Here is a 21,297-nt window from a genome sequence, read left to right as displayed (position 1 = left end):
CGGGCGGCTATCTCGAATCGAGAGTTCTGTTGATCTGCGCTGCGATCTCGGTCATGGCTCGTAGAGTCGGGTGATAGGCCATCGGACCGTAATTCAGCGGGCTCGCGGAGAAGGTATAGCCGTAAACCCATGGATCGGCCGCGCAAATATCGTGACCCCGGGTCAGGTCAGCGGCCGATACCAGCAGTGACCCCGTCGCCCGTGCGGCCTCATCCGTCTTGGCGACAAGCGTTTTCGCCAGTTGTCGTGCCCGGTCGAACTGCTCGTCGGTGATCGGTATCTTGGCAGGACAGTATCCGGCATCGGGCAGGACGGTTGTGTAGTTGACGTACACGACCGTCGCATTCGGCGCCCGCTTGTGGGCCTCGATACCGATCTCCGTCAAACTCGCCCCGACTTGCTGAACTGCGCGGTCGACGTCCGCGTCCGACTTGGCGTCACAGACCGCGATGCGCCACGCGAACGACAACGCGCCGGGGTCCTTGGCGCATGACCAGGCGAACAGATTCGGCAAGTAGTAGATGTCATTTCCGCCCGCCGTGATGGTGATGAGCTTCGTGGTGTCGCGGACTGCATCGAGTTGAGGTGGCTGGAAGAATTGGCCGCCGTGCAGAACGTTCTGCGCCGTGGCTCCTGAACACGTCACGTCGGTCAGGCTCAGGTGACGCAACGCCGCCAACTGATGTGCGTAGTTGTGGTCGGATCTGATGCACAGCGTCGGGCTCGTCGGATCACGATCGGGCACACCGGGGCCTGCACCGAACGAACTACCGAGAGCGACGTAGTCATGGTTGCCGGCCGGCGCCCGCTTGCCCTGGTAGTAGACCATCGCAATGGCCGCACCGATCACCACCAACACGACCACGACCAACGCACCGAACACCTTCAGCAACCGCGACAACACCCTGCGCGGCCGCGACCGTGACCTGTGCTTTTCCGGCGCCGCACCGGGCTCATCCTGGGACCGTTCACGACGACCTGCACTCATTGCTACGCCCTCCAGCTCCCCAACGCCCAAGCGGGAAGTATCTCCCGGGAGAAGCGTAAGGGAGCAGCCCTGATCTGGGACGCTCGCGCCGCAGGACGGCCGGGCGGCTCGGCAGAACCGGGGTGCGATTCACACCACCGAGGCCCGCAGGTTGATGCATTTCGGTGTGGTGGCTGTCACGTGGTTCACGGCACTCTTGGGATCATCACGACGCGCCGATACCGGCACAGGAAGGAATCGACAGATGACCCTCTCAGCAAGCGGCCCGGAGTACTTCGATGTGGTCATCATCGGCGGCGGCATCTCAGGGATCGGCGCCGCGGCGTACCTCACCAAGGAGTTCCCGAGGAAGAAGGTGGCGTTGCTGGAGGCGCGCGACGCCATCGGTGGTACGTGGGATCTGTTCCGGTACCCCGGCATCCGGTCCGACTCGGACCTGCACACGTTCGCGTACGAGTTCAAGAGCTGGCGCCACGAGAAAGCGATCGCTGACGCGCCGCTGATCCTGGACTACCTCAAGGAGACCGTCGACGAGTACGGCCTCGACGACATCATCAGGTACCGCCACCACGTCGTGGCCGCCGCCTGGTCGAGCGACGACGCGCAATGGGTGCTGACGGTCGAGGTCACTGATTCAGACGGCGCGCTACGCAATGAGGTGATCAAGGCGGGGTGGGTATACGCCGGCACCGGCTACTACCGGTACGACGAGGCGTACACCCCGGAGTTCGAGGGACGGGACGACTTCGAGGGCGACATCATCCACCCGCAGTTCTGGCCCGAGGACTATGACCACTCCGGCAAGAACGTCGTCGTAATCGGCAGCGGCGCAACAGCAATCACCCTGATTCCCTCGATGCTCAAGGGCGACAACGCCGCCGACCACGTCACCATGCTGCAGCGCACACCGACGTACATCATGTCACTGCCTCGCGTCGACGCCCTGAGCCTCAAGCTCACTCGACTCCTCGGAGAACGGCGCGGCTATCTCGCGACCAGGTGGAAGAACGTATTGCTCGATTGGGTGGTCGTCGAGTTGATGACCAAGTTCCCGAAAACCGCACGGCGCCTCATCCGCCACCTCAACATAAAGGAGCTCCCAGCGGGATTCGACGTGGACCGGCACTTCAACCCGCCCTACGATCCGTGGCACCAGCGCTTGTGCCTGGCGCCCGACGGCGACTTCTTCGCCTCGATCCGCGAAGGCCGAGCGTCGGTGGTGACCGACCGGATCCGCCGGTTCACCAAGACCGGAATCGAGCTGGAGTCGGGCAAGGAGCTGCCGGCCGACCTCATCGTCACGGCGACCGGGCTGAACCTGCGCTTGTTCGGCGGCATCGACATCACCGTCGACGGTCGACCGGTCGATCTGTCCAGCAGCGTGGTGTACCGGGGGCTGATGCTGTCCGGGCTGCCGAACTGGATGATGGCGGTCGGCTACACCAAATCATCATGGACGCTGAAGATCTCGCTACTCGGCAAGAGCCTCATCGAGCTGCTCCGCCACATGGACACCCACGGATACGACACTGTCGTTCCCTATGCAGCCGAAGGGGTCGGCACGCGTTCGATTCTCGACCTCGAGGCCGGCTACATGCAGCGCGCGAAGCGTGCCCTGCCGCGTCAGGGCGACTCGATGCCTTGGCAGATGCGAAACGTATTCCTGGAGGACCGCAAGATGTACCGAGGATCGGTCATCGACGAGAATCTCCGTTTCAGCTCGCGATTGGAGCGCGAACTGGAGGACGGCCGGACAGCTTCGGCAAGTGTGGCGTCATGACGACGCTCACCGCGGTGTCCGCAGCACCGGTTCCCCCGCGCCTGACCGCTGCCGAGCTGATCCAGCGCGCCGCGTTCACGACTGTGGGCCGTGTTCCGAAAGCGATTCTCCGCAGGCTCATCCCACCGACCGTCAACGCCGACGGTGATGTGATGGAACCGGAGATCGCCCTGCTCATGCGAGTCACCGCCGCGGAGCCTGATTTCAGCGACGGTACCGTTGCCGATGCCAGAGCTGCCATGGAGAACGACTGCAGGGTGTTCGCCGACAGATCCGCAGACGCGGATGTAGCCGTCGACACCAATATCGTTCTCCGTAGCGGTATTCGGGCCAGCCTGTATCGGCCCCGGGTACGGTCCAACGGGCTGGTGCTGTTCCTCCACGGCGGAGGTTTCGTGCTCGGCAGCCGCAGCGCCTACGACTCCCCCGCCCGGCTCATCGCATCCCGCGCCGGGGTCAACGTCTTGTCGATCGAGTATCGACTGGCCCCCGAGGCACCCTTCCCCGCAGCGCCCGACGACGCCATGGAGGCATGGCAATTCGCCGTCGAGGGGTGCGCCGACTGGGGAGTCGATCCGCAGCGCATCGTGCTACTCGGTGACAGTGCGGGCGCGAATCTCTGTGCGGTGCTGTCGAATCAACTCCAACACGAGACACTTCGCCCCAGGATGCAGGTACTGATGTACCCTGTCGTCGACGCTGCGGGTGACTATCGTTCGCGCGAGGAGTTCGCGGACAACCCTGCGCTCACCGTCAAGCAGATGGACTGGTTGGCCGGGCTGTATGTAACCGATGCCCGCGACCGGTCCGACCCACGCGTGTCACCGATCCTCGCCGAGGACCTTTCTGGCGTGCCGGCAACCCTGATCACCGTTGCCGGATTCGATCCGTTGCGGGACGAGGCCATCGCATATGCCAGTCGGCTCAATAGCTTTGGAGTACCCACCCGCTTGCTTCGAGAAGGCGGCCTCGTACACGGGTACCTCTCCATGACCCAGATCAGCCCGGCGGCACGCGAAGCGGTCAACCGCGTCGCCGACGCGATCGGCCGCGCTGTGCGCTAGCGCTCCCCATAGTCGACCGCCGCGCTCGGTGGTGAAATGCAGCGGTCGGAACTTGTCGGTCCCCGCTGCAATAATGGTGTCATGCCATCGGGCGCAATATCTTTCGACCCTGACGCGGTGAGTCCTGCGCAGCGGCTGGAGGTGTTGCTCGATGAGGTGGCCGAGTTGGTCGGGCAGCGCAACGCGATCGACGGGCGCATGGTCGACATTATCTCCGAGTTGGAGCGCGACGGGTTGTGGGGCGCCACCGGTGCCCGGTCGATCACCTCGTTGGTGGCCTGGAAAACCGGTGTGACGCCCAATAATGCCGAGACGGTGGTGGCGGTGGCGCGGCGGGCCGAGGACTTCCCGCTCTGCGTGGAGGGGTTGCGGGAGGGCCGGTTGTCGTTGGATCAGGTGGGGGTGATCGCCGAACGAGCCGCTGACGGTTCCGATGCGCACTACGCCGAACTGGCCGAGGTCGCCACCGTCACCCAGTTGCGTACCGCGGTGAAACTCGAACCGCGCCCCGAACCAGTGCCACGCCCGGAACCCAAACGGGTCTTCCGCAAAGACGTGCGCGAGGATCACACCACCTACCAGATCACCCTGCCCCACGATGAAGCAGCGACCGTTGACGCGGCGATGCAATCCCATCAGGATGCACTGATCGCAGAGTGGAAACGCGACCACGAAGATGCTGATGGCGAGACCTCGGAGCAGGCGCCGCCGTTTCCGGATGCCGTGGATGCGTTCATGAGTGTGGTCGAGGCCGGCTGGGATGCTGATGTGGCGCGTCGCCCGCATGGGCAGCGCACGACCGTCGTCGTACACGTTGATCTCGACAAGAACGGGGAGAAGCCGGTTGCCGCGCTGCATTTGGGCCCAGCACTGTCGGATGACGAGCGGCGCTACCTGACCTGTGATGCCACCTGCGAGGTGTGGTTCCAACGCGCGGGGCAGGTCATCGGCGCCGGCCGTACCACCCGCACCGTCAACCGGCGGTTACGCCGCGCCCTGGAGTATCGCGATCGCTGCTGCGCCGTGCCCGGATGCGGCGCCACACGGGGTTTGCATGCCCACCACATCACCCATTGGGAGGAAGGTGGCCCGACTGACCTCGACAATCTGGTGTTGCTCTGCCCGTACCATCATCGGTTGCATCACAAGGGTGGCATCACCATCACCGGCCCCGCACACCAACTCAGCATCACCGACCCCACCGGCCAACAGCTACACCCCGGGTCCCTGGCCCGACCACCGACCACACCGCCACCCGATGTTCCGCCTTACCGCGGGCCGACCGGCGAACGCGCCGATTGGTGGTGGTACACACCCTTCCAACCGGAACCACCACCGTCGCCCAACTAACCCACCACCCGCGCCCACGCGGGCCGAATGACGCCGGCTAGTGAGATGGCTTGGGCGGCGGTCGGAGCCGGTTCGGCTCGGCTCCGGGTGGAGCCGGCAGCGGCGGCTGGGGTGGCAACGGCCCGGGCACGGGCATGACGTTCCCGCCCGGCACCGGGGTCGCAGGATCGAGGACCGCCTTGTTGTACAGAAACTGCTGATACTCCGCGGCGCCGGGCCCAGTCCAGGGCGGGTCTTTGAAACTCGCCACGCGCATGGTTCCGTCGTCGACCCGATAGCGCGTCCAGAACGGCCGCTCGGCCCCCGGAACGAAGCCATACTCGGTTTCGAACCGGATTTTCGAAACCGGATCCTGCCACGCGATCGCGGACTTGACCGGAGTTCGAGATCGCAGGGCCAGGGTGTCCCCGGTGACGAGGTCGAAATCGGCCATCGAGGGCAGACGATCGAATGCGAGCCCGCGGTTCGGGTGGTAGTGGATCTCCAGGTGCCACTCGGCGGGGTCGCCGTTGCGGAAGTTCTCCTTGAGCATCTGCCACGAGCGACCTTCGACAAATGAATGCCCACCTTGAACGGCGACACATTCGCCGGTGGCCGTGTCGCGGAAGATCGCTGCCTCACGCGACGGGTCGTCGCTGATCATCGCTTCGAAGCTCCGCTTGGCGCCTGCGTTGTCGAGACCGTACTCGACCAGTCCGGCCGGATCGGTGATGGCGCCGGGCTGTTCCGGGGTCGCCTTGTCGCGCAGCCACTCGTCGAAGCGCTTGCCCCGATCCGGGTTGTCCTTGTCGCGTGAAGCTTTCTTCCACGTCTCGTAGTCAGCCTGGAGTTTTTCCGGATCGGCGACGGCCAGGTCGGCCAGGCTGACCTCGTTCGGCTTGTCCCGGCTGGCCGTGATGATCAGATCCTTGAGTGCCGGATCCTTGATCTTGTCCAGAGCAGCCCTGAGATCGGCGGCCATGGATTCGGCATCGCCCATCGCGGTCGCGACGATCTGTGCGCCCAGTCCTGGCTTCTCACTTGCTGATTCCACCGCGGCGGTCAATTTCTTCTGTGCCGCCAGCACCTCGGCTGCTCCCGTGCCCTTGGCCACCTTGGCGATGGCCGCGGCGGCACGCGCCTCCTTGTAGGCACCGCTGACAGCCTTGAACACGGTGATCGCACCCTCGAGGGCCTTGACCTCCGCGACTCCTTCGAGCAGACCGAAAGCAAGTGCGGCGCCCAAGGAGAACAGCGACGGGTCGGTCTGCGATATCGCCTCGGCTTTTTCCATCGCGGTGCCCGATGCCGCTTCCTCCCAGAAGAAGTCCTGGAATGCGCCGTAGACGTCGACCGCAGCCATCGCCATGCCGATTCCGCCGGCGACGAGTCCGACACCCGGAATGAGTGATGCGAGAAGCAATCCTGTGCCGATGGCCGTCTTGAGCTTGCTGTCGAACTCCGCGTCCTCGTTGAGGTCCCGGATCTTGTCGTCGATCGCGGCGCTGGGGAACGAACCGGCGCCGATCGCCATCTTCCGCTTTGTGCCGTCGCGCAACGAGGGGTTGGTCCAGAACTTCTTGATCTTGTCGTCGTCGTTCATGTTGCTCTTGACGTACGCGATGTTCGCCAGCTTGTCGGCGATGTCGTGACGAATCTTCTCCTGAGCATCCATCAGCGCCGCCGTGGCAGCAGGACCGGCCGAACCGGGTTGCGCGAATTGAGCATTGGACGCCAGCTCGGCGAGCTTCGCATCATCGCGTTCGAACGACGATAGGATCGGGTACTCGCTGCACTGCTTCTGCCGCAGGTCGTGGTACTCCTTGACCGCGGGTTCCAGCGTCGTCGGCCGTACCATCTCTCCGAGAATCGGCCCCATCTTGGCATTCGCGTCCTTGGCCTTCTTCAGCTTCTGCTTGCCGTCGGCGAGGATCTTCGCGGCCCGCATCATCCCGCGGAGTTCTTCGCTCCACGGCATCGACCCCAAAATTGCGGCTTGGCCGGCGCTCATCGGAGTGGGGTTGAGGATCGACTCCTGATTGGGAAATCCGTAGCGCTTCCCCTCGGCGAGAAGACGGCTCTCGCTGGAATCCAGCATGCTGCTGACCGTCCCGAGCAGATCCTGCTGAAACTGCTTCTGCGCCGCCGTCACACCTTCGTCGACGGCCCGCTGACCTTGCTGGGCATTCGTGGCCATCGTCGGCTCGACGCTGACGGTCTGGCCCTTCGTCGCGTCCTCGTACTTGTGGATGTTGCCGCTCGGCGTGCCGTTCATGTCGGCGACGAACTCCGCCTGCCATTTGCGCTCGGCAACGAGTCCGTTGCGTCCAGCCATATCGGTCAGCAGCTTGTTCATCGCCTTCGCATCGACGCTGACGATGTCGTTGCCGTAGCGGTAATTACCGGGCGCGAGCGGCGGGCCGTCGACGAGGGCGAGGCGCTGCAGATGAGGCAGCGTGAGGACAGCCTGATTTCCGGCTAGACGTTGGAGGGCGACGAGGGCGGGAGCGTCCACGGCGTTGACCTTGGGTGCGACGTCGCTCCTGATCGCGGACAGCGGGGTGTGCGACTGGCGAGACCGATCGTGACTGCGCTGAGGCTCGGGTCGTGCCCTTGATACGGACATATCGCCCACTCCCTACGACGGCGCCTCCTCATTGTGTTGAGGGCGACGGATACCCCGCAAGGACAACGACCAATGACTGCCCCTTCGGACCTCAGAGGGACCCGAGGGATCCCGCCGAGTCACGGCTTGTTCAAGCCGCCCGCGGATGCGGTCACCCAGCTGAGTTCGGAATGGAAGATGTCGCTGTGCGCGCCCGATGGCCCGGCGTCGGCGTTCACGACGGCCGAGGCGTCCAGGTTGAACAACTGTCGTGGCTGGAAGCGGTACGGCACTCCGTCGTCGCCGAGCGGTTGCGTCACGGCCCGGTAGGCACCCATAGAGCCCATGGCACGCCAGCGGAACAGCGGATCGTCCAGACCTGCCGCGTCGTCCCCCGCCGCCGCGGAGGCCAGCGGATAGAACGTGCTCAGGGCCCGGTCATAGCGGGAGAAGCAGATCGCCACCGGCCCATCGACGCGGTTCTGGCAGCCGGCAAGAGCGCCGGACGCCTGCCGGAACGGCAGCCGATCGGCGAAGGCGAATCGTGAGTACGCCGCCTCCATCAGCGTCACAGCTTTCACCGGCGAGGGCTTGCGGTCCCGCATCCCGGCCAGGGCGTAGGACACCAGGCGACCACCGAAGCTGTGCCCGACGAGATGGAATCGCAACGCCGGGTACTCATCTGCCAACCGGTCGATCTCCGGGCCGAGCCCGTTGCGGCCGACGACACCGGCACGGTTCTTCATCTGCCAGTAGCTGAGCTGCCGCAGCGCCTCCTTCGCGCCCTGCCAGACCTTGCCGGCAAGGTCACCGAGGCCGGCCGCCCCGCCACCGTCGCCGCCGAACGTCACGCCCGCGTCGGCCAGCCGGTCACCGAACTTGGTGAACACGTCGACGGGATTGCGCTGCGGGTCGAGCATTCCGGGGGTACCCGGGGGCAACATCGCGGCCGGGTCCGCTTCTCCGTCACTGAATCCGGTGTTGGTGTGGGCATTGAACGCGCGCAGCGCCGCGAACATCTGGGTGGCGCCCACCGCGCTGGGCGGTTGGGCAAGCAGGCCGGCGATCACGTCGAGGTCCGCGCTGCCGCCCGGGAACATCTCCTTGAGGTCGGCGAGTTGGGCATCGTCGAGGGTTGGCGGCCCGGCGGGGAACGTCGGGGTCTGGGCGAGCGCGACGGCCCCCGCGGCGTCGTCGGTCTGTTCGTCGGCCTCTTCGTCGGGAAAGTCGGGGATCGGCTCGTCGCGCCACAGTTGCGATGGCCACCGCAGCCCGACGAACCCGACGGTGTACGACGGATCCAGTTGTTGGGCAAGCAGTTTGAACCACCGCTCGTAGAGCGACGTGGCAGCGGCCTCGTCGTTGTTCCAGCCGTGCGAGAAGATCACCAGGTCGGTGAGTGCGCCCGCGCGGATGCCTTCGGTGAGCTCAGCGGACGTCGCCGGATCGATGTCACCGTCGGCGTCGAACACCAGTCGAAACAGCGGTCGGCCGTCGATGCTGTCGATGTTGCCCATGGGTTTTTTTCCTTTCACCTCATACCGATTGCAGTGCGCGCAGCAGATCGACCAGACCGCCGCCCTCGAAGGCGGGATCGCGGCCGAGTGAAGTCGCGGATTCGACGAAAATGCGCTTGATGTCCTCGGGCTTGCCGATGAGTTCGCGCTGGACGGACAGGAACGCGGCGATGGCGCCGGACACGTGTGGCGCGGCCATGCTGGTGCCGCTCGCCTCGACGTAGAGCGCCACCCCGTCGGCGATCGGCGCCTCGGTCTGCTGCTGGACGCTGATCCGGTTCTTGCCCGCGGCAGCTGAGGTGATCCGCTCCCCTGGCGCCACCAGATCCGGCTTGCGTCTGCCGTCTCCGGTGGGCCCTTTGGACGAGAAGTACGAAACCCCATAGGTGTGCGGAGCGTCGCGATGCGTCGCCCCGACGGTGATGGCGCGTTCGGCGTTGCCCGGATCGTTGATCGTCATGTCGGCGCTGAACTTGGTGACGTCACTGGCGAACAGCGGGTTCAACGACACGTAACCGGTGTTGCCGGACGCCACGACGACCACGACGCCCGAGCGCACGGTTTTGTCGACCTCCAGGCACAGCGGGCTCTGTCCGCAGGCGAACCACTCGGCGGCGAATTCGTAGCCCAGGCTCAGATTGACCCCGTGGATGCGCGGCATCCGCTCGCTCTGCGCGTTCACGTCGCGGACGTAATCCAGCGCGCGCATCACGCGACTGACGCGCGACGTCTGATCGCCTGGGCCGAGGACCTTGAGGCTCACCAGCTTTGCAAGCGGGGCCATCCCGGCGAGCTTGCTCACGTCGGTCACCGTGCGCTGCTGCAGGATCGGGTCGTCACCCTCCGGCGACCCGACGTTGAAGCGTTTCTCGGCGACGTAGACATCCTCGGGCTTGAACCCCACCAGGCCTCCGGCGATGATCCCGGCGACGTGCGTGCCGTGCCCGTCGTCGTCGATCAGGGCGGAGGCCACCTGCTCGCCGGCCGTGAAGTCGCGGTGCAGGTCGGCCACCGCAGGATCGGACAGGGTCTGATGCCCGATGAAGTGCGGGTGGTCGGCCGCGATGCCGGAATCGACCACTGCCCACACGATTCCGTCGCCGAAGCTGTCGAACGCGCGCTGCGCGGGGATGGCCTTGATCGTGGCCGCGGACGCGTCGATGAGCGGGTGGGTGTCGAAGTCGGGCCAGATCCGGTAGACGGCCCGCGCCGGCCAGCGCTGTGGCACCGCGTCGGCGGACACCAACCCCTCGATCTGTCCGGTGGTCAGGTCTCCCACCAGGTACTGCCCGGCGACAGGCACCGGCACGCCCGCACCGTCGACCAGTCGCCACAGGTCGCGGACCCGTCGGATCGCCGCGGCCGTGCCGTCGGCGTACCGCAGGTTCAGCTCGATCATCACAGGCCACAACGCATCCCGTGCCGCGGCGGCGTCCCCGCCGGGAGGGACGACGAACTTCGCCCGCAGCGGCGGGGTGATCACCCCGGCGAGTAGTGCGTCGCGGCCCGGCCCGGCGGAAGGCGTCGCGGATGCGGCCGGAAGCGCCCGTTCGTCGGTGGCCAACGCCGACGCGCAGGCATCGTCGACACCGTCCCGACCCGTAGCGGTCAACTGCACGGCCTGGGCGGTCGGCGCGACGACCCCGGCGCCCAGGAGCTGGTCGACGGCCCGGTCGACTTCGCCGTGCCACCGCGGGCTTCCGTCGACGCAGGGCCGGTCCTGCGCGGTGAATCGGGAGGCGAAGCGGGCGGCCACCGCCTCGCGGATGTGCTGCGGGTCGGCAGGCATCTCGAGCGAGTCCAGGTGGCCGAGCGCGCAATGCACCCGGTCGGGCCATGGATCGTCGGCTGTGGTCACCGCGTTACCTCTGGCATCGCACCGGTCTCAATCCGACAGGTGCCGGTCGTGGTCCCAGCGCTCAAGCCAGCGCTGCAGGTCGTACACGCCGAGCGCCGCGGTGATCAACAGCAACACCGGCAGTGCGGCGAGCCACGCCATCATGATCGAGCCGATTCTCGGTCGGTCGAGGTCACAGACATCTCGGACATCTCCGATACTCCCCTCAGCAAGTTCTGTTGCCGATACCAGGAAACGTACGACCCGGCGGATATGTCTGACACGAGTGGCGCACTACTCCAGTTCGAACAGCACTACCCCATTGCTCACGCAAGTAGTCGCGCAGTGCCACTGGCGACTGGCTCGGTTCGAGTAGCGCACTACTCGTGCCTTTCCCCGGCTGCTACGGCAACATTCCTGGCGTGCGCGGATGGGGAGACGGAATATGGTGACCACGGCTCGACGCCCGAACTGGTTGGCCACCGTCGCCGCCCGGTTCGCCCAGCGGGTGGATCAGACTGTCGGCTGGTTCCGGCTGCCCACGGTGCTGGGCCTCGGTGTGCTCATCGGCTTGCGCCACCAGTTGCGCACCCAGAACCTCTTCGACGCCGGCCCGGTTCCCGATCCGGGCGATGACGGCCCGTCTGCTTATCTCGTCGCCCGCACACGCAACGGCAGGCACAACGATCTCGGCAGCCCCCAGATGGGAGCGTTGGGCTGCCGGTTCGGGCGCAATGTCCCGCCCGCCCATCAGTATCCGGAGAGCGCGACGCGACTCCTCGAGCCCAACCCCCGGCTGATCAGCCGGACACTGTTGGCACGAACCGAGTTTCAACCCGCCACCACCCTCAACGTGCTGGCCGCCGCGTGGATCCAGTTCGAGGTGCACGACTGGTTCAGCCACGGTACTGTCACCTCCCAACCGTGGATCGTGCCGCTGGCCGACGACGACCCGTGGCCGCAGCGACCCATGCGGGTCGACCGGACCGCGCCGGACCCTCATCCCGATCCGGTCGGCCCCACCACGTTCACCACCCAGGAGACCCATTGGTGGGACTCATCGCAGATCTACGGCACCACACCGGCATTCGCGAACGCGCTGCGGTGCCCGGAAACCGGGCGACTGCGTATCGACGACGCGGGCCTGCCGCCTCCCGACGTGGAGGCCACGGTCGATCTGACCGGCACCGCGGCCAATTTCTGGGTCGGCCTGGCGCTGCTGCATTCGCTGTTCATGCACGAACACAACGCGATCCGCGACAGGCTGGCCGACGCGTACCCACAGCTGTCACCGCAGCAGCTCTACGACAAGGCCCGGTTGGTCAATGCCGCGCTGATGGCCAAGATCCACACCGTCGACTGGACCCCCGCGATCATCGCGCACCCCACCACGGTCGCGGCCATGCGGGCCAACTGGTTCGGGTTGCTCGGCGAAGGGTTCGCGCGCCGGTTCGGCCGGTTGACCAGCAGCGTGCTGCTGCACGGGATCCCCGGCTCACCCACCAACCACCACGGCGTCCCGTACGCGCTCACCGAGGAGTTCGTCGCGGTGTACCGGATGCATCCGTTGATCCCCGACACCTTCACGTTCCGTTCGGCCAGCGACGACCGCGTGCTCAGCGAGCACGAACTGCCGGACCTGACCGTCGAAAACGTCCGGGCCCGGCTCGCCGAGACGTCGATGACCGACCTGCTGTACTCGTTCGGCCGCGCCAATCCCGGTGCCCTGAACCTGCACAACTATCCACACCACCTGCAGCATCTGCAGCACATAGACGGTGAGCTCCTCGATCTGGCCACCATCGATCTCATTCGATCGCGGGAGCGAGGGGTCCCGCGATACAACGAGTTTCGACGGTTGTTCCGGCTCAAGCCTGCGGCCAGTTTCGAGGAGCTCACCGGCGAGACCACCCTGGCGGCCGAGCTGCGGGAGGTCTACGACGACATCGAGTTGGTAGACCTCATGATCGGCCTCTACGCCGAGCCGAAGCCACCCGGTTTCGGCTTCAGCGACACCGCGTTTCGGGTTTTCATCCTGATGGCGTCCCGCCGGCTGGAAAGCGACCGCTTCTTCACCGACAGTTTCCGCAAGGAGATCTACACCGAGGTCGGGATGGCATGGATCCGGGACAACGACATGCGCTCGGTGCTGTTGCGCCACCACCACGAACTCGGACCTGCGCTCAAAGGCGTGCGCAATCCATTCACACCATGGAACCCGGTCGGCGCCTCATCGCCGAGAAAGGCCACGCCACGATGACTGCTGTCGACGAATCGATGTTCGTCCGGTACCACGACGATCTCGAACAGCCCAGACCCGACGAGGCCGAGGACATCGCCAAGATCGTCGAAGCGCTGCACAAGAACAATGTGCGGGCGTACAAGAAGTTCAAGCACGGGCTGCGCGATGCGCACGCCAAGAGCCACGCGATCCTGCGCGGCGAGCTGACCGTATATCCGGACCTGCCGCCGTCCCTGGCCCAAGGCTTGTTCGCCGAGCCGCGGACATACCCGGTGATCGCCCGGTTGTCGACCACGTCGGGTGTTCTGCGCAGCGACCGCGTGCGCGGTGTGCGCGGCCTGGCGATCAAAGTACTTGGCGTGCAGGGCCCGCGGGCCCGGGCCGGCGACGACGCCACCACGCAGGACTTCATCATGGTGACCCACCGCGAGTTCCTGTTCGCCGACGCCCACGACTATCTGGTGAAGGGCATGCCGACCGCCACGCTGCTGGCCCGGTTGCCCGACAGCGTGATGGCCGTCGGCAGCGACATCCTGGCCGGGCTCAAGCGGATCGGCGTACCGATTCCCGCCAACGTGGCGGTGTTCGTGGCCGCGAACCGGCCCATCCTGGGCGAGACGTTCTACTCCTCGGCGCCTATCCGCTACGGCGACTATGTGGCGAAGCTGCGCTACGCACCGCTGTCCGACGATGTCAAAGCCCTTGAGGACCAGCTGCTTCCGAAGGACGCCGGCCAGGACGCACACCGGGACCTGATCATGGACTTCCTGGCCACCCACGCAGCCGAATACGAGCTGAGCGTCCAGCTGTGCACCGACCCGAAGACCATGCCGATCGAGGACGCCACGGTGGCCTGGCCCGAAGAAGCCTCACCGCACCGCCCCGTCGCGAAAATCGTCTTCGGCCCGCAGAACCCGGCCGGTCCCCAACGCCGCGCCTTCGGTGACGACGTGCTGTCGTTCAACTCGTGGCGGGGCTTGGCCGCACACCGCCCCCTCGGCTCGATCAACCGGCTGAAAAAGGATGTGTACGACGCCTCTTCGATCTACCGGCACGAAGTGAACCGGGCTCCCAGCCTCGAACCGACCGATATCGCCCAACTCCCGGATTCCTGATCCGCAAACACCGAAACCTTTGCCCCATGCCTGCCATCGAGCGCCAGCAACCGAAGTGCCACATCGCGGACAACGCCCACGGCAGCGGTATCCGCCACCGGCACTTAGACTGTGCGTCCATGCCCGGGTATTGGCAGTTGCTGGACCGGCCCGCGGAACATGCGGCCATCCGCTCTGCGCTCAGCAGTACGGACAGTTGCGGCGTCGTACTCGTGGGGGCGGCCGGTGTCGGCAAGACCACCCTGGCGCGCACCGTCACGTCTTCGATGGACACGAAGGTGCACTGGACCGCGTGCACGGAGTCCTCCCGCAGCATTCCGCTGGGCGCCTTCGCGTCCTGGGTGCGGCCGTCGGCCTCCCGCGACCCGATCGCGCTACTCGGGTCCGCGCGGGAATCCCTTGTCGCCGAGGGCGACACCATCGTCGGCATCGATGACGCGCATCTGCTGGACCAGTTGTCGGCGACGCTGCTGCACCAGATCGCCGTCGAGCGCGCCGGCCGGGTGGTGGCCACCGTGCGCACGGGCGAGCCGGTACCCGATGCGGTCACCTCGCTGTGGAAAGACGGCTATCTGGAGCGCCTCGAACTGCGCCCGTTCAGCAAGGAACAGAGCATCGCGCTCATCGAGACCGTGCTGGGCGGCACGCTGGAGGGCCTCAGCGCCGACGTGATGTGGGAGTCCTCGGGCGGCAATCCCCTGTTCCTGCGCAACATGGTCGAAGGTGCAGTGGACGCCGGGACACTCACCGAGGTCAACGGCGTGTGGCAGTTCCGCGGCCCCACCGTCATCCCGTCCGGGCTCGCCGAGCTGCTCGACGAGCGCCTGGCGCACGCCGGCACCGAGGTGCTGCATGCGCTGAAACTGCTGTCGCTGTGCGAACCGCTGGACATCGACGCGCTGGCCGAGCTGGCGGGCGAGGACGCCGTGGACGGGGCCGAGATGCGCGGCCTGATCCGCATCACCGAGGACGACCGGCAGGTCAACGCCCGGTTCAGCCATCCGCTGTTCGGCGAGGTGGTCCGCAGGCGCGTGGGCACCGCGTCGGCCCGCAAGCTGCGCGGCAACATCGTCGGGATCCTGCGGCAACGCGAACTCGACTCGGCCGCAAGCAGAATCCGGCTCGCGCAGCTGTGCGTCGACAGTGATCAGTCCGCCGACGCCGACCTGTTGATCACCGCGGCCAAGGATGCGGTGTTCCTGTCCAACCTTCCGCTCGGTGAACGGCTGGCCCGCGCCGCGTTCGACCGGGGCGGCGGACTTCCCGCGGCCGAGCTGCTGTCCCGGGCGCTGCTGTGGCAGGGCCATCCCGCCCAGGCCGACAACGTGCTGGCCCGGTTCTCCCCCGACGAGCTCGACGAGCTGCAACTCGTGCAGTGGGGCATCCCCCGGTTGTCCATCCTGTTCTGGTCCATGGGCGACGTCACCCGGGCCGAGCGGTTGCTGGAGCTACTGCGCTCCCGCGTCACGCACCCCAGCCTGCGGCTCGTGGTGGAGGCCACCGGATCGGCGATGGCGGTGCACGAGAACAAGATCACCAGCGGGCTGGCGGCCGCCGAACAGGTGCTGGCCGACCCGGCCGCACCCAAACAAGCTGTGGACTTCGCCGCGCTGGGCGCGGGTCTGGCCATGCCGGTGGCGGGCCGGGGCACCGCATTCGAACCGATAGCCGCGCGCTGCCGCGCCGAGCGCAAATCCACCGACGGCATGATCCGTCTGATGGTCCACTACGGTGACGTGCTCGCGTTGACCCACCTCGGTGAGCTCGACCTGGCCGAGCAGCGGGCCGCCGAATACGCCGAATTCTCCACTGCCGGACAGTTTGTCGGCTGGGCGATCGCGAAGATGATGACCGGTCTGGTGGCCACCTACCGCGGCCACTTCCGCGACGCGATCACCGTGCTGGAGCAAGCGCTGGCCGCGTTGAACGCCGAATCGTCACTGCCGTGGCAGCTGGTCGGCCGACTGTTGCTGGCCCGCGCGTATGCCGCGGTGGGCAACCCCGAGCAGGCCGAACGCGTTCTCGAGGACGCGACCGAGCACTCGGGTCCCCATATGGCACTGCATGATCCGCAGTGGACCATCGCCAAGGCCTGGGTGGCCGCCGCCAAGGGTGGGCATCGCTCGGCCATCGACCTGGCCCGCGCGGCCGCCGACGCCGCGCATTCGTCGGGCCAATTCGCGGTCGAGGCCGAGGCCTTGCACCACGCCGCACGTTTCGGCGACCGCACGGTCACCCGCCGCCTGGAGGCCCTCGCCGGCCGCATCGACGGGTCGCCGGCAGCTCTCTACGCCAGACATGCCGCCGCCGTGGCCGCGGCTGATCCCCGCGAGCTCGACGCGGTGTCGGAGGCATTCGAGCAGGCCGGCCTGAACCTGTCGGCCGCCGACGCCGCCGCGCAAGCCGTCCCGCTGCACGACCGGGCCGGCCAGCGCCGCCGCAGCACCGAATCCGCGGCGCACGCCCTGCATCTGGCTGCCCGCTGCGGCGGTGCGGCCACGCCCGCCATCCGGTCGGCGGCCCGGCCATTGCCGGTGACCGCCCGGGAGCGCGAGATCGCCGGCCTGGTCGCCGGGGGCCTGTCGAACCGCGACATCGCCGAGCGTCTCACCGTATCCGTGCGCACGGTCGAGGGCCACATCTACCGGGCCTGCATCAAGCTCGGCGTGGCCGACCGCGACCAACTGGCCAAGATCGTGTGGAGCGATCCGGGCCAGTAGGGCTCAGTACACGTCGCGCACATAACGCTTGTCGGCGACCAGTTCCCGCTTGTAGTCGTGCGCGGCCTCGTCCGACATGGAGCCGTGCGTCCGGATGATCGTGCCCAGCGCCGTATCGACGTCCCTGGCCATCCGGGAGGCGTCGCCACACACATAGAAGTGGGCGCCGTCTTGCAGCCAGCGCCACAGCGCAGCGCCGTGCTCAAGCATCTTGTGCTGCACGTAGATCCGCCGTGCCTGATCGCGAGAGAACGCCAAATCGAGCCGCGTGAGCAGGCCGTCGCGCAGCATCGCATCGAAATCGTCGCGGTAGTAATAGTTCTCGTCGCGGTGCTGGTCGCCGAAGAACAACCAGTTGCGTCCGCGGTGGCCCAGCGCCCGGCGCTCTTGCAGGAAGCCGCGAAACGGTGCGACACCGGTGCCCGGACCCACCATGATCATCGGGGTGTCAGCCTCCGGCGGCGGCCGGAAATGCGGTGAGCGTTGCAGGAACACCGCGGCCGCAGCGGCCCGGTCGGCCAGGAAGGTCGAGCACACCCCGCTGCGGACGGTCCCGTCGGCACCGCGATACCGGACCACCGACACCGTCAACTGCACCTCGTGCGGGCTGACCAGTGGGCTCGACGATATCGAATAACTGCGTGGGGTGAGCCGCACCAAGACGTCCTGCCACTGTTCGGGGGTGGCACGGGTGGCGAACTCTCTGACGACGTCGAGCCCGTTGCGGTTGGCCAGCCAGGTGTCGAGCCGGTCGCGAGATCCCTTGAGGACCTTGGCGGCCGAGCGGTCAGCAGCCGACTCCGCGACGAATGCCAGGAGGTTCGGCGTGACGCGGCAGATGTCGTAGGACGTGATCAACGCGTCGCGCAACGACTGCTCGGTGGCGTCGACCTCGACGACCGCGTCGGGATTCAGCGCGGTGGCCGCCAGCCAGGCGTCCACCACCGCCGGGTCGTTACTGGCGTAGACCCCGAGTGAGTCGCCCGCCGCGTAGCTGACGTCGTAGTCGGAGATGTCGAAACCGAATTGCCTGACCTCTTTCTGTGAGGTCGGGGCGGTCAGCACCGTGTTGCGGACCAACGCCGCCAGAATCGGCTTGGCCCTGGTGAATTCGTCGGGCTCGGTACGGATGATGGTACGGGTGCCACCCGCGAGTCGTGCGGCGGGACCGCCCGCCGGCGCGTCGCTCTCACCGGCGATCAGCGCGGTGACGGTGTCGGCCCAGCGCTGCTTGGGTTCGTCGTCATAGGCCTCGCACTCCGTGCGGTCGAGCAACCGGGTGGCACCCAGATCGGCCAGGCGCTCGTCGAGGGATCTGGCGTGGCCGCAAAAGCTGTCATAGGCGCGGTCACCGATACCCAGGACCGCATAACGGATCCCGGCGAGATTCGGCGCGTCCGAGGCCTGCAGCCTGCTCCAGAAATCCGAACCGTTGTCCGGCGGGCCGCCGTCGCCGAAGGTGCTGGTGATCACCAGCACATCGCGGGCAGTCGCGAGATCGGACAACGCCAGATCATCCATGCCGATCAGTGCGGCGCCGGTCAACCGGCCGGCCAACCGGGCCGCGAACTCCTCGGCGTTGCCGGTCTGGGAGGCCCACAACACCAACGGTCCTGACGTGCCCGGCACCGCCGCCGGCGCACCGGACGCGGCGGGCCCGCCGGCAGCACGCGAATAGCGTCCCGCCAGCACCCCGTCGACCCACAACCGCACCGGGGTACTGACCGGTGCCGATTCCGGCAGCACCGGCACCCCGGCCGGACTGTCACCGAGACCGGTGAAAAACCCTGACAGATAGATCTTCTCGGGTTCAGAGAGACTGGGCTGGGCCGTCGCGGTCAGGCCGATCTCCGCGGCGACCGGGTGCGCCGGTGCGGTGCTCGCCACCGAAAGCACGGGCCGCAGGCTCACGGCGCAGGCCTTGAACTCGGGCTGCAGCGAGTCCGGGTCGACGGCGTCGTTGGTCAGAGCGTTGATAGTCAGGTATTCCCCGTGTTCGTCGTTCCAGTGAAACGGCACAAAGCAATTGCCGGGACGGACCCGGTCGGTGAGCACCGCGGGCAGCACCGCCCGGCCCCGCCGCGACGACAATTCGACCGATGCCCCTTCGACGATGCCGAGTTGCTGAGCGTCGGCGGGATGGATCTCCACGAAGGGCCCCGGATTGAGCTTGGTGAGCTTGGCGACCTTGCCGGTCTTGGTCATGGTGTGCCACTGGTGCTGCAACCTGCCGGTGTTGAGCATGAACGGGTAGTCAGCGTTGGGCAATTCCGCCGGGTCCAGGTGCGGGCGCGCGTGGAACACCGCGCGCCGCGACACCGTCGCGAAGGCCAGCCGGGGCCGGTGGCCGTTCTCGTCGATGAACAGGTCCTGGCTGATGCCGTCGTTGAGGTACCGGATGGGGTGCCGGTCGTCCCCACCGGTCGGGGCGTCCGCCGGCGGGCACGGCCACTGCAGCGGCGCCTGCCGCAGCCGGGCGTAGCTGGCTCCGCGTAGGTCGTATCCGGTCTTCGGGTTGGCGAATCCGCGGATCTCGTCGAAGATCTCTTCGGCGCTGCTGTAGCTGAATTGCTCGGCGAACCCCAGTGCAGCCGCGACACCACAGATCAGCTGCCAGTCCGGCCTGGCGTCTCCCGCCGGAGGTAGCGACGCGGACAGCAACGTCAAGTTGCGCTCGGAATTGACGGTGACACCTTCGGATTCGGCCCACAGCGCGGCGGGCAGCAGAATGTCGGCGTAGTGATTGGTGGCGGTGGACCGGTAGGCGTCCTGCGCGATCACCAGCTCGGCCGCCTCCAGACCGTTGATCACGGTCTTGCGGTTGGCCACGCTGGCAACGGGATTGGTGCAGATGATCCAGCACGCTTTGATCCGACCCTCGCCCATCTCCTCGAACATGCCGACCGTGCCGGGCCCCACCTCGGAGCGGATGGTGCCCGGCTCAAGCCCCCACTGTCCCTCCACGAATGCCCGGTCCTCGGCCGAGAAGACCGCGCGCTGACCGGGCAAACCCGGCCCCATATAACCCATTTCGCGGCCGCCCATGGCGTTGGGCTGGCCGGTCAGCGACATCGGGCCGCTGCCCGGCCGGCAGATCGCGCCGGTGGCCAGGTGCAGATTGCAGATGGCGTTGGTGTTCCAGGTGCCGTGCGTGCTCTGGTTGAGGCCCATGGTCCAGCAACTCATCCACTCCCGCGCCTCGGCGATCATCCGTGCGGCGGTGCGGATGTCGGCTTCGGGTATGCCGGTGATCTCGGCCACGCGCGCGGGCGGGTAATCGGCCAGGAACTGCGGCATCGCCTCCCAGCCCTCGGTGTGCTCGGCGATGAACTCATGATCGATCGCGCCGTCGGCCAGGAGCAGGTGCAGCAGACCGTTGAGCAGGGCCACATCGGTTCCCGGATTGATCTGCAGGAACAGGTCGGCCTTCTCGGCAGTGGCGGTGCGGCGCGGGTCCACCACGATGAGCTTGGCGCCGGCCTTGAGCCGGTCGGCCATCCGCAGGAACAGGATCGGGTGGCAATCGGCCATGTTCGAGCCGATCACGAAAAACAGGTCAGCGCAGTCGAAGTCGGCGTACGAGCCCGGAGGCCCGTCGGCGCCCAGCGATTGCTTGAAACCCGTTCCGGCGCTGGCCATGCACAACCGGGAGTTCGATTCCAGGTGGCGCGTGCGCAGATATCCCTTGGCAAGCTTGGTGGCCAGATACTGGGCCTCCAGCGACAGCTGACCCGAAACGTACAGCGCGACAGCGTCCGGACCGTGCGCGTCGATGATGGCGCGCAGCCTGGAGCCCGCCTCGGAGATCGCGTCGTCGACCGGGATGGGCAGCAGTTCATCGTCGCGGGTGGAACGCAGCAACGCCGACCGCAACCGGTCGTCATCAGCGGCCATCATCTCGGCGTGGGTCAGGCCTTTGGTGCACAACCGGCCGAAGTTCGCCGGGTGCAGTTTGTCCCCGGACACCCGGGCGATCACCGTGCGGTCGCCATCGACTTTGGTGGTGACCTCGATGCCGCAGCCGACACCACAGTACGAACACGCGGTTCGGGTGGACGTGCCATCTGCCATGCGGCCATGATCAGCCGCGCCTGTTCCGG

11 protein-coding genes are annotated in these 21,297 nt (G+C 66.8%); 6 read left to right on the top strand and 5 right to left on the bottom strand.

The window, feature by feature from the left end; translation table 11 throughout:
* Positions 1 to 7: 7 nt before the first annotated feature.
* Positions 8 to 988, bottom strand: a complete 981-nt coding sequence (locus RMCB_RS21255; RefSeq protein WP_084388575.1) for an SGNH/GDSL hydrolase family protein — start codon at positions 986 to 988, stop codon at positions 8 to 10.
* A 244-nt stretch (positions 989 to 1,232) separates the two neighbouring features.
* Between RMCB_RS21255 and RMCB_RS21250 the strand changes: the two genes are divergently transcribed.
* The 3 genes from RMCB_RS21250 to RMCB_RS21240 all read left to right on the top strand — a co-directional run bounded on the left by RMCB_RS21250 (position 1,233) and on the right by RMCB_RS21240 (position 5,182).
* Positions 1,233 to 2,768, top strand: a complete 1,536-nt coding sequence (locus RMCB_RS21250; RefSeq protein ID WP_062830399.1) for a flavin-containing monooxygenase — start codon at positions 1,233 to 1,235, stop codon at positions 2,766 to 2,768.
* A complete protein-coding gene (locus tag RMCB_RS21245) occupies positions 2,765 to 3,832 on the top strand; it encodes an alpha/beta hydrolase (RefSeq protein ID WP_062830398.1) in 1,068 nt (355 codons plus the stop codon). Before RMCB_RS21250 ends, RMCB_RS21245 begins: the two co-directional genes overlap by 4 nt.
* 81 nt (positions 3,833 to 3,913) lie before the next feature.
* Positions 3,914 to 5,182 carry an HNH endonuclease signature motif containing protein gene (locus RMCB_RS21240; protein ID WP_062830397.1) on the top strand — a complete coding sequence of 423 codons (1,269 nt, stop codon included), beginning with the start codon at positions 3,914 to 3,916 and terminating at the stop codon, positions 5,180 to 5,182.
* Between the two features lie 37 nt (positions 5,183 to 5,219).
* On the opposite strand, the gene RMCB_RS21235 is transcribed toward RMCB_RS21240, so the two are convergent.
* The 3 genes from RMCB_RS21235 to RMCB_RS21225 all read right to left on the bottom strand — a co-directional run bounded on the left by RMCB_RS21235 (position 5,220) and on the right by RMCB_RS21225 (position 11,141).
* Positions 5,220 to 7,676 (bottom strand): hypothetical protein, encoded by a 2,457-nt coding sequence (locus RMCB_RS21235; RefSeq protein ID WP_062830396.1) that lies wholly within the window; start codon positions 7,674 to 7,676, stop codon positions 5,220 to 5,222.
* A gap of 230 nt (positions 7,677 to 7,906) precedes the next feature.
* Positions 7,907 to 9,283, bottom strand: a complete 1,377-nt coding sequence (locus tag RMCB_RS21230) for an alpha/beta hydrolase (RefSeq protein WP_062830395.1) — start codon at positions 9,281 to 9,283, stop codon at positions 7,907 to 7,909.
* 19 nt (positions 9,284 to 9,302) lie between these two features.
* A complete protein-coding gene (locus RMCB_RS21225) occupies positions 9,303 to 11,141 on the bottom strand; it encodes a S8 family peptidase (RefSeq protein WP_062830394.1) in 1,839 nt (612 codons plus the stop codon).
* 424 nt (positions 11,142 to 11,565) lie between these two features.
* Here RMCB_RS21225 and RMCB_RS21220 point away from each other — a divergent pair, with 424 nt between their 5' ends.
* The 3 genes from RMCB_RS21220 (at position 11,566) to RMCB_RS21210 (ending at position 17,197) form a co-directional block, all read left to right on the top strand.
* The gene (locus RMCB_RS21220) at positions 11,566 to 13,380 is read left to right on the top strand and encodes a peroxidase family protein (RefSeq protein WP_062830393.1); all 1,815 of its coding nucleotides are present in this window, start codon (positions 11,566 to 11,568) and stop codon (positions 13,378 to 13,380) included.
* Entirely contained in the window at positions 13,377 to 14,477 is a 1,101-nt protein-coding gene (locus tag RMCB_RS21215) for a catalase family protein (RefSeq protein ID WP_062830532.1), read from the top strand. Before RMCB_RS21220 ends, RMCB_RS21215 begins: the two co-directional genes overlap by 4 nt.
* 119 nt (positions 14,478 to 14,596) lie before the next feature.
* Positions 14,597 to 17,197 carry a LuxR C-terminal-related transcriptional regulator gene (locus RMCB_RS21210; RefSeq protein ID WP_062830531.1) on the top strand — a complete coding sequence of 867 codons (2,601 nt, stop codon included), beginning with the start codon at positions 14,597 to 14,599 and terminating at the stop codon, positions 17,195 to 17,197.
* Between the two features lie 3 nt (positions 17,198 to 17,200).
* On the opposite strand, the gene RMCB_RS21205 is transcribed toward RMCB_RS21210, so the two are convergent.
* The gene (locus tag RMCB_RS21205) at positions 17,201 to 21,268 is read right to left on the bottom strand and encodes a bifunctional nitrate reductase/sulfite reductase flavoprotein subunit alpha (RefSeq protein WP_062830392.1); all 4,068 of its coding nucleotides are present in this window, start codon (positions 21,266 to 21,268) and stop codon (positions 17,201 to 17,203) included.
* Between the last annotated feature and the right edge of the window lie 29 nt (positions 21,269 to 21,297).

The organism is Mycolicibacterium brisbanense (assembly GCF_001570425.1).
GTDB lineage: Bacteria > Actinomycetota > Actinomycetes > Mycobacteriales > Mycobacteriaceae > Mycobacterium > Mycobacterium brisbanense.
This window is presented reverse-complemented; position numbering and strand designations above follow the sequence as displayed.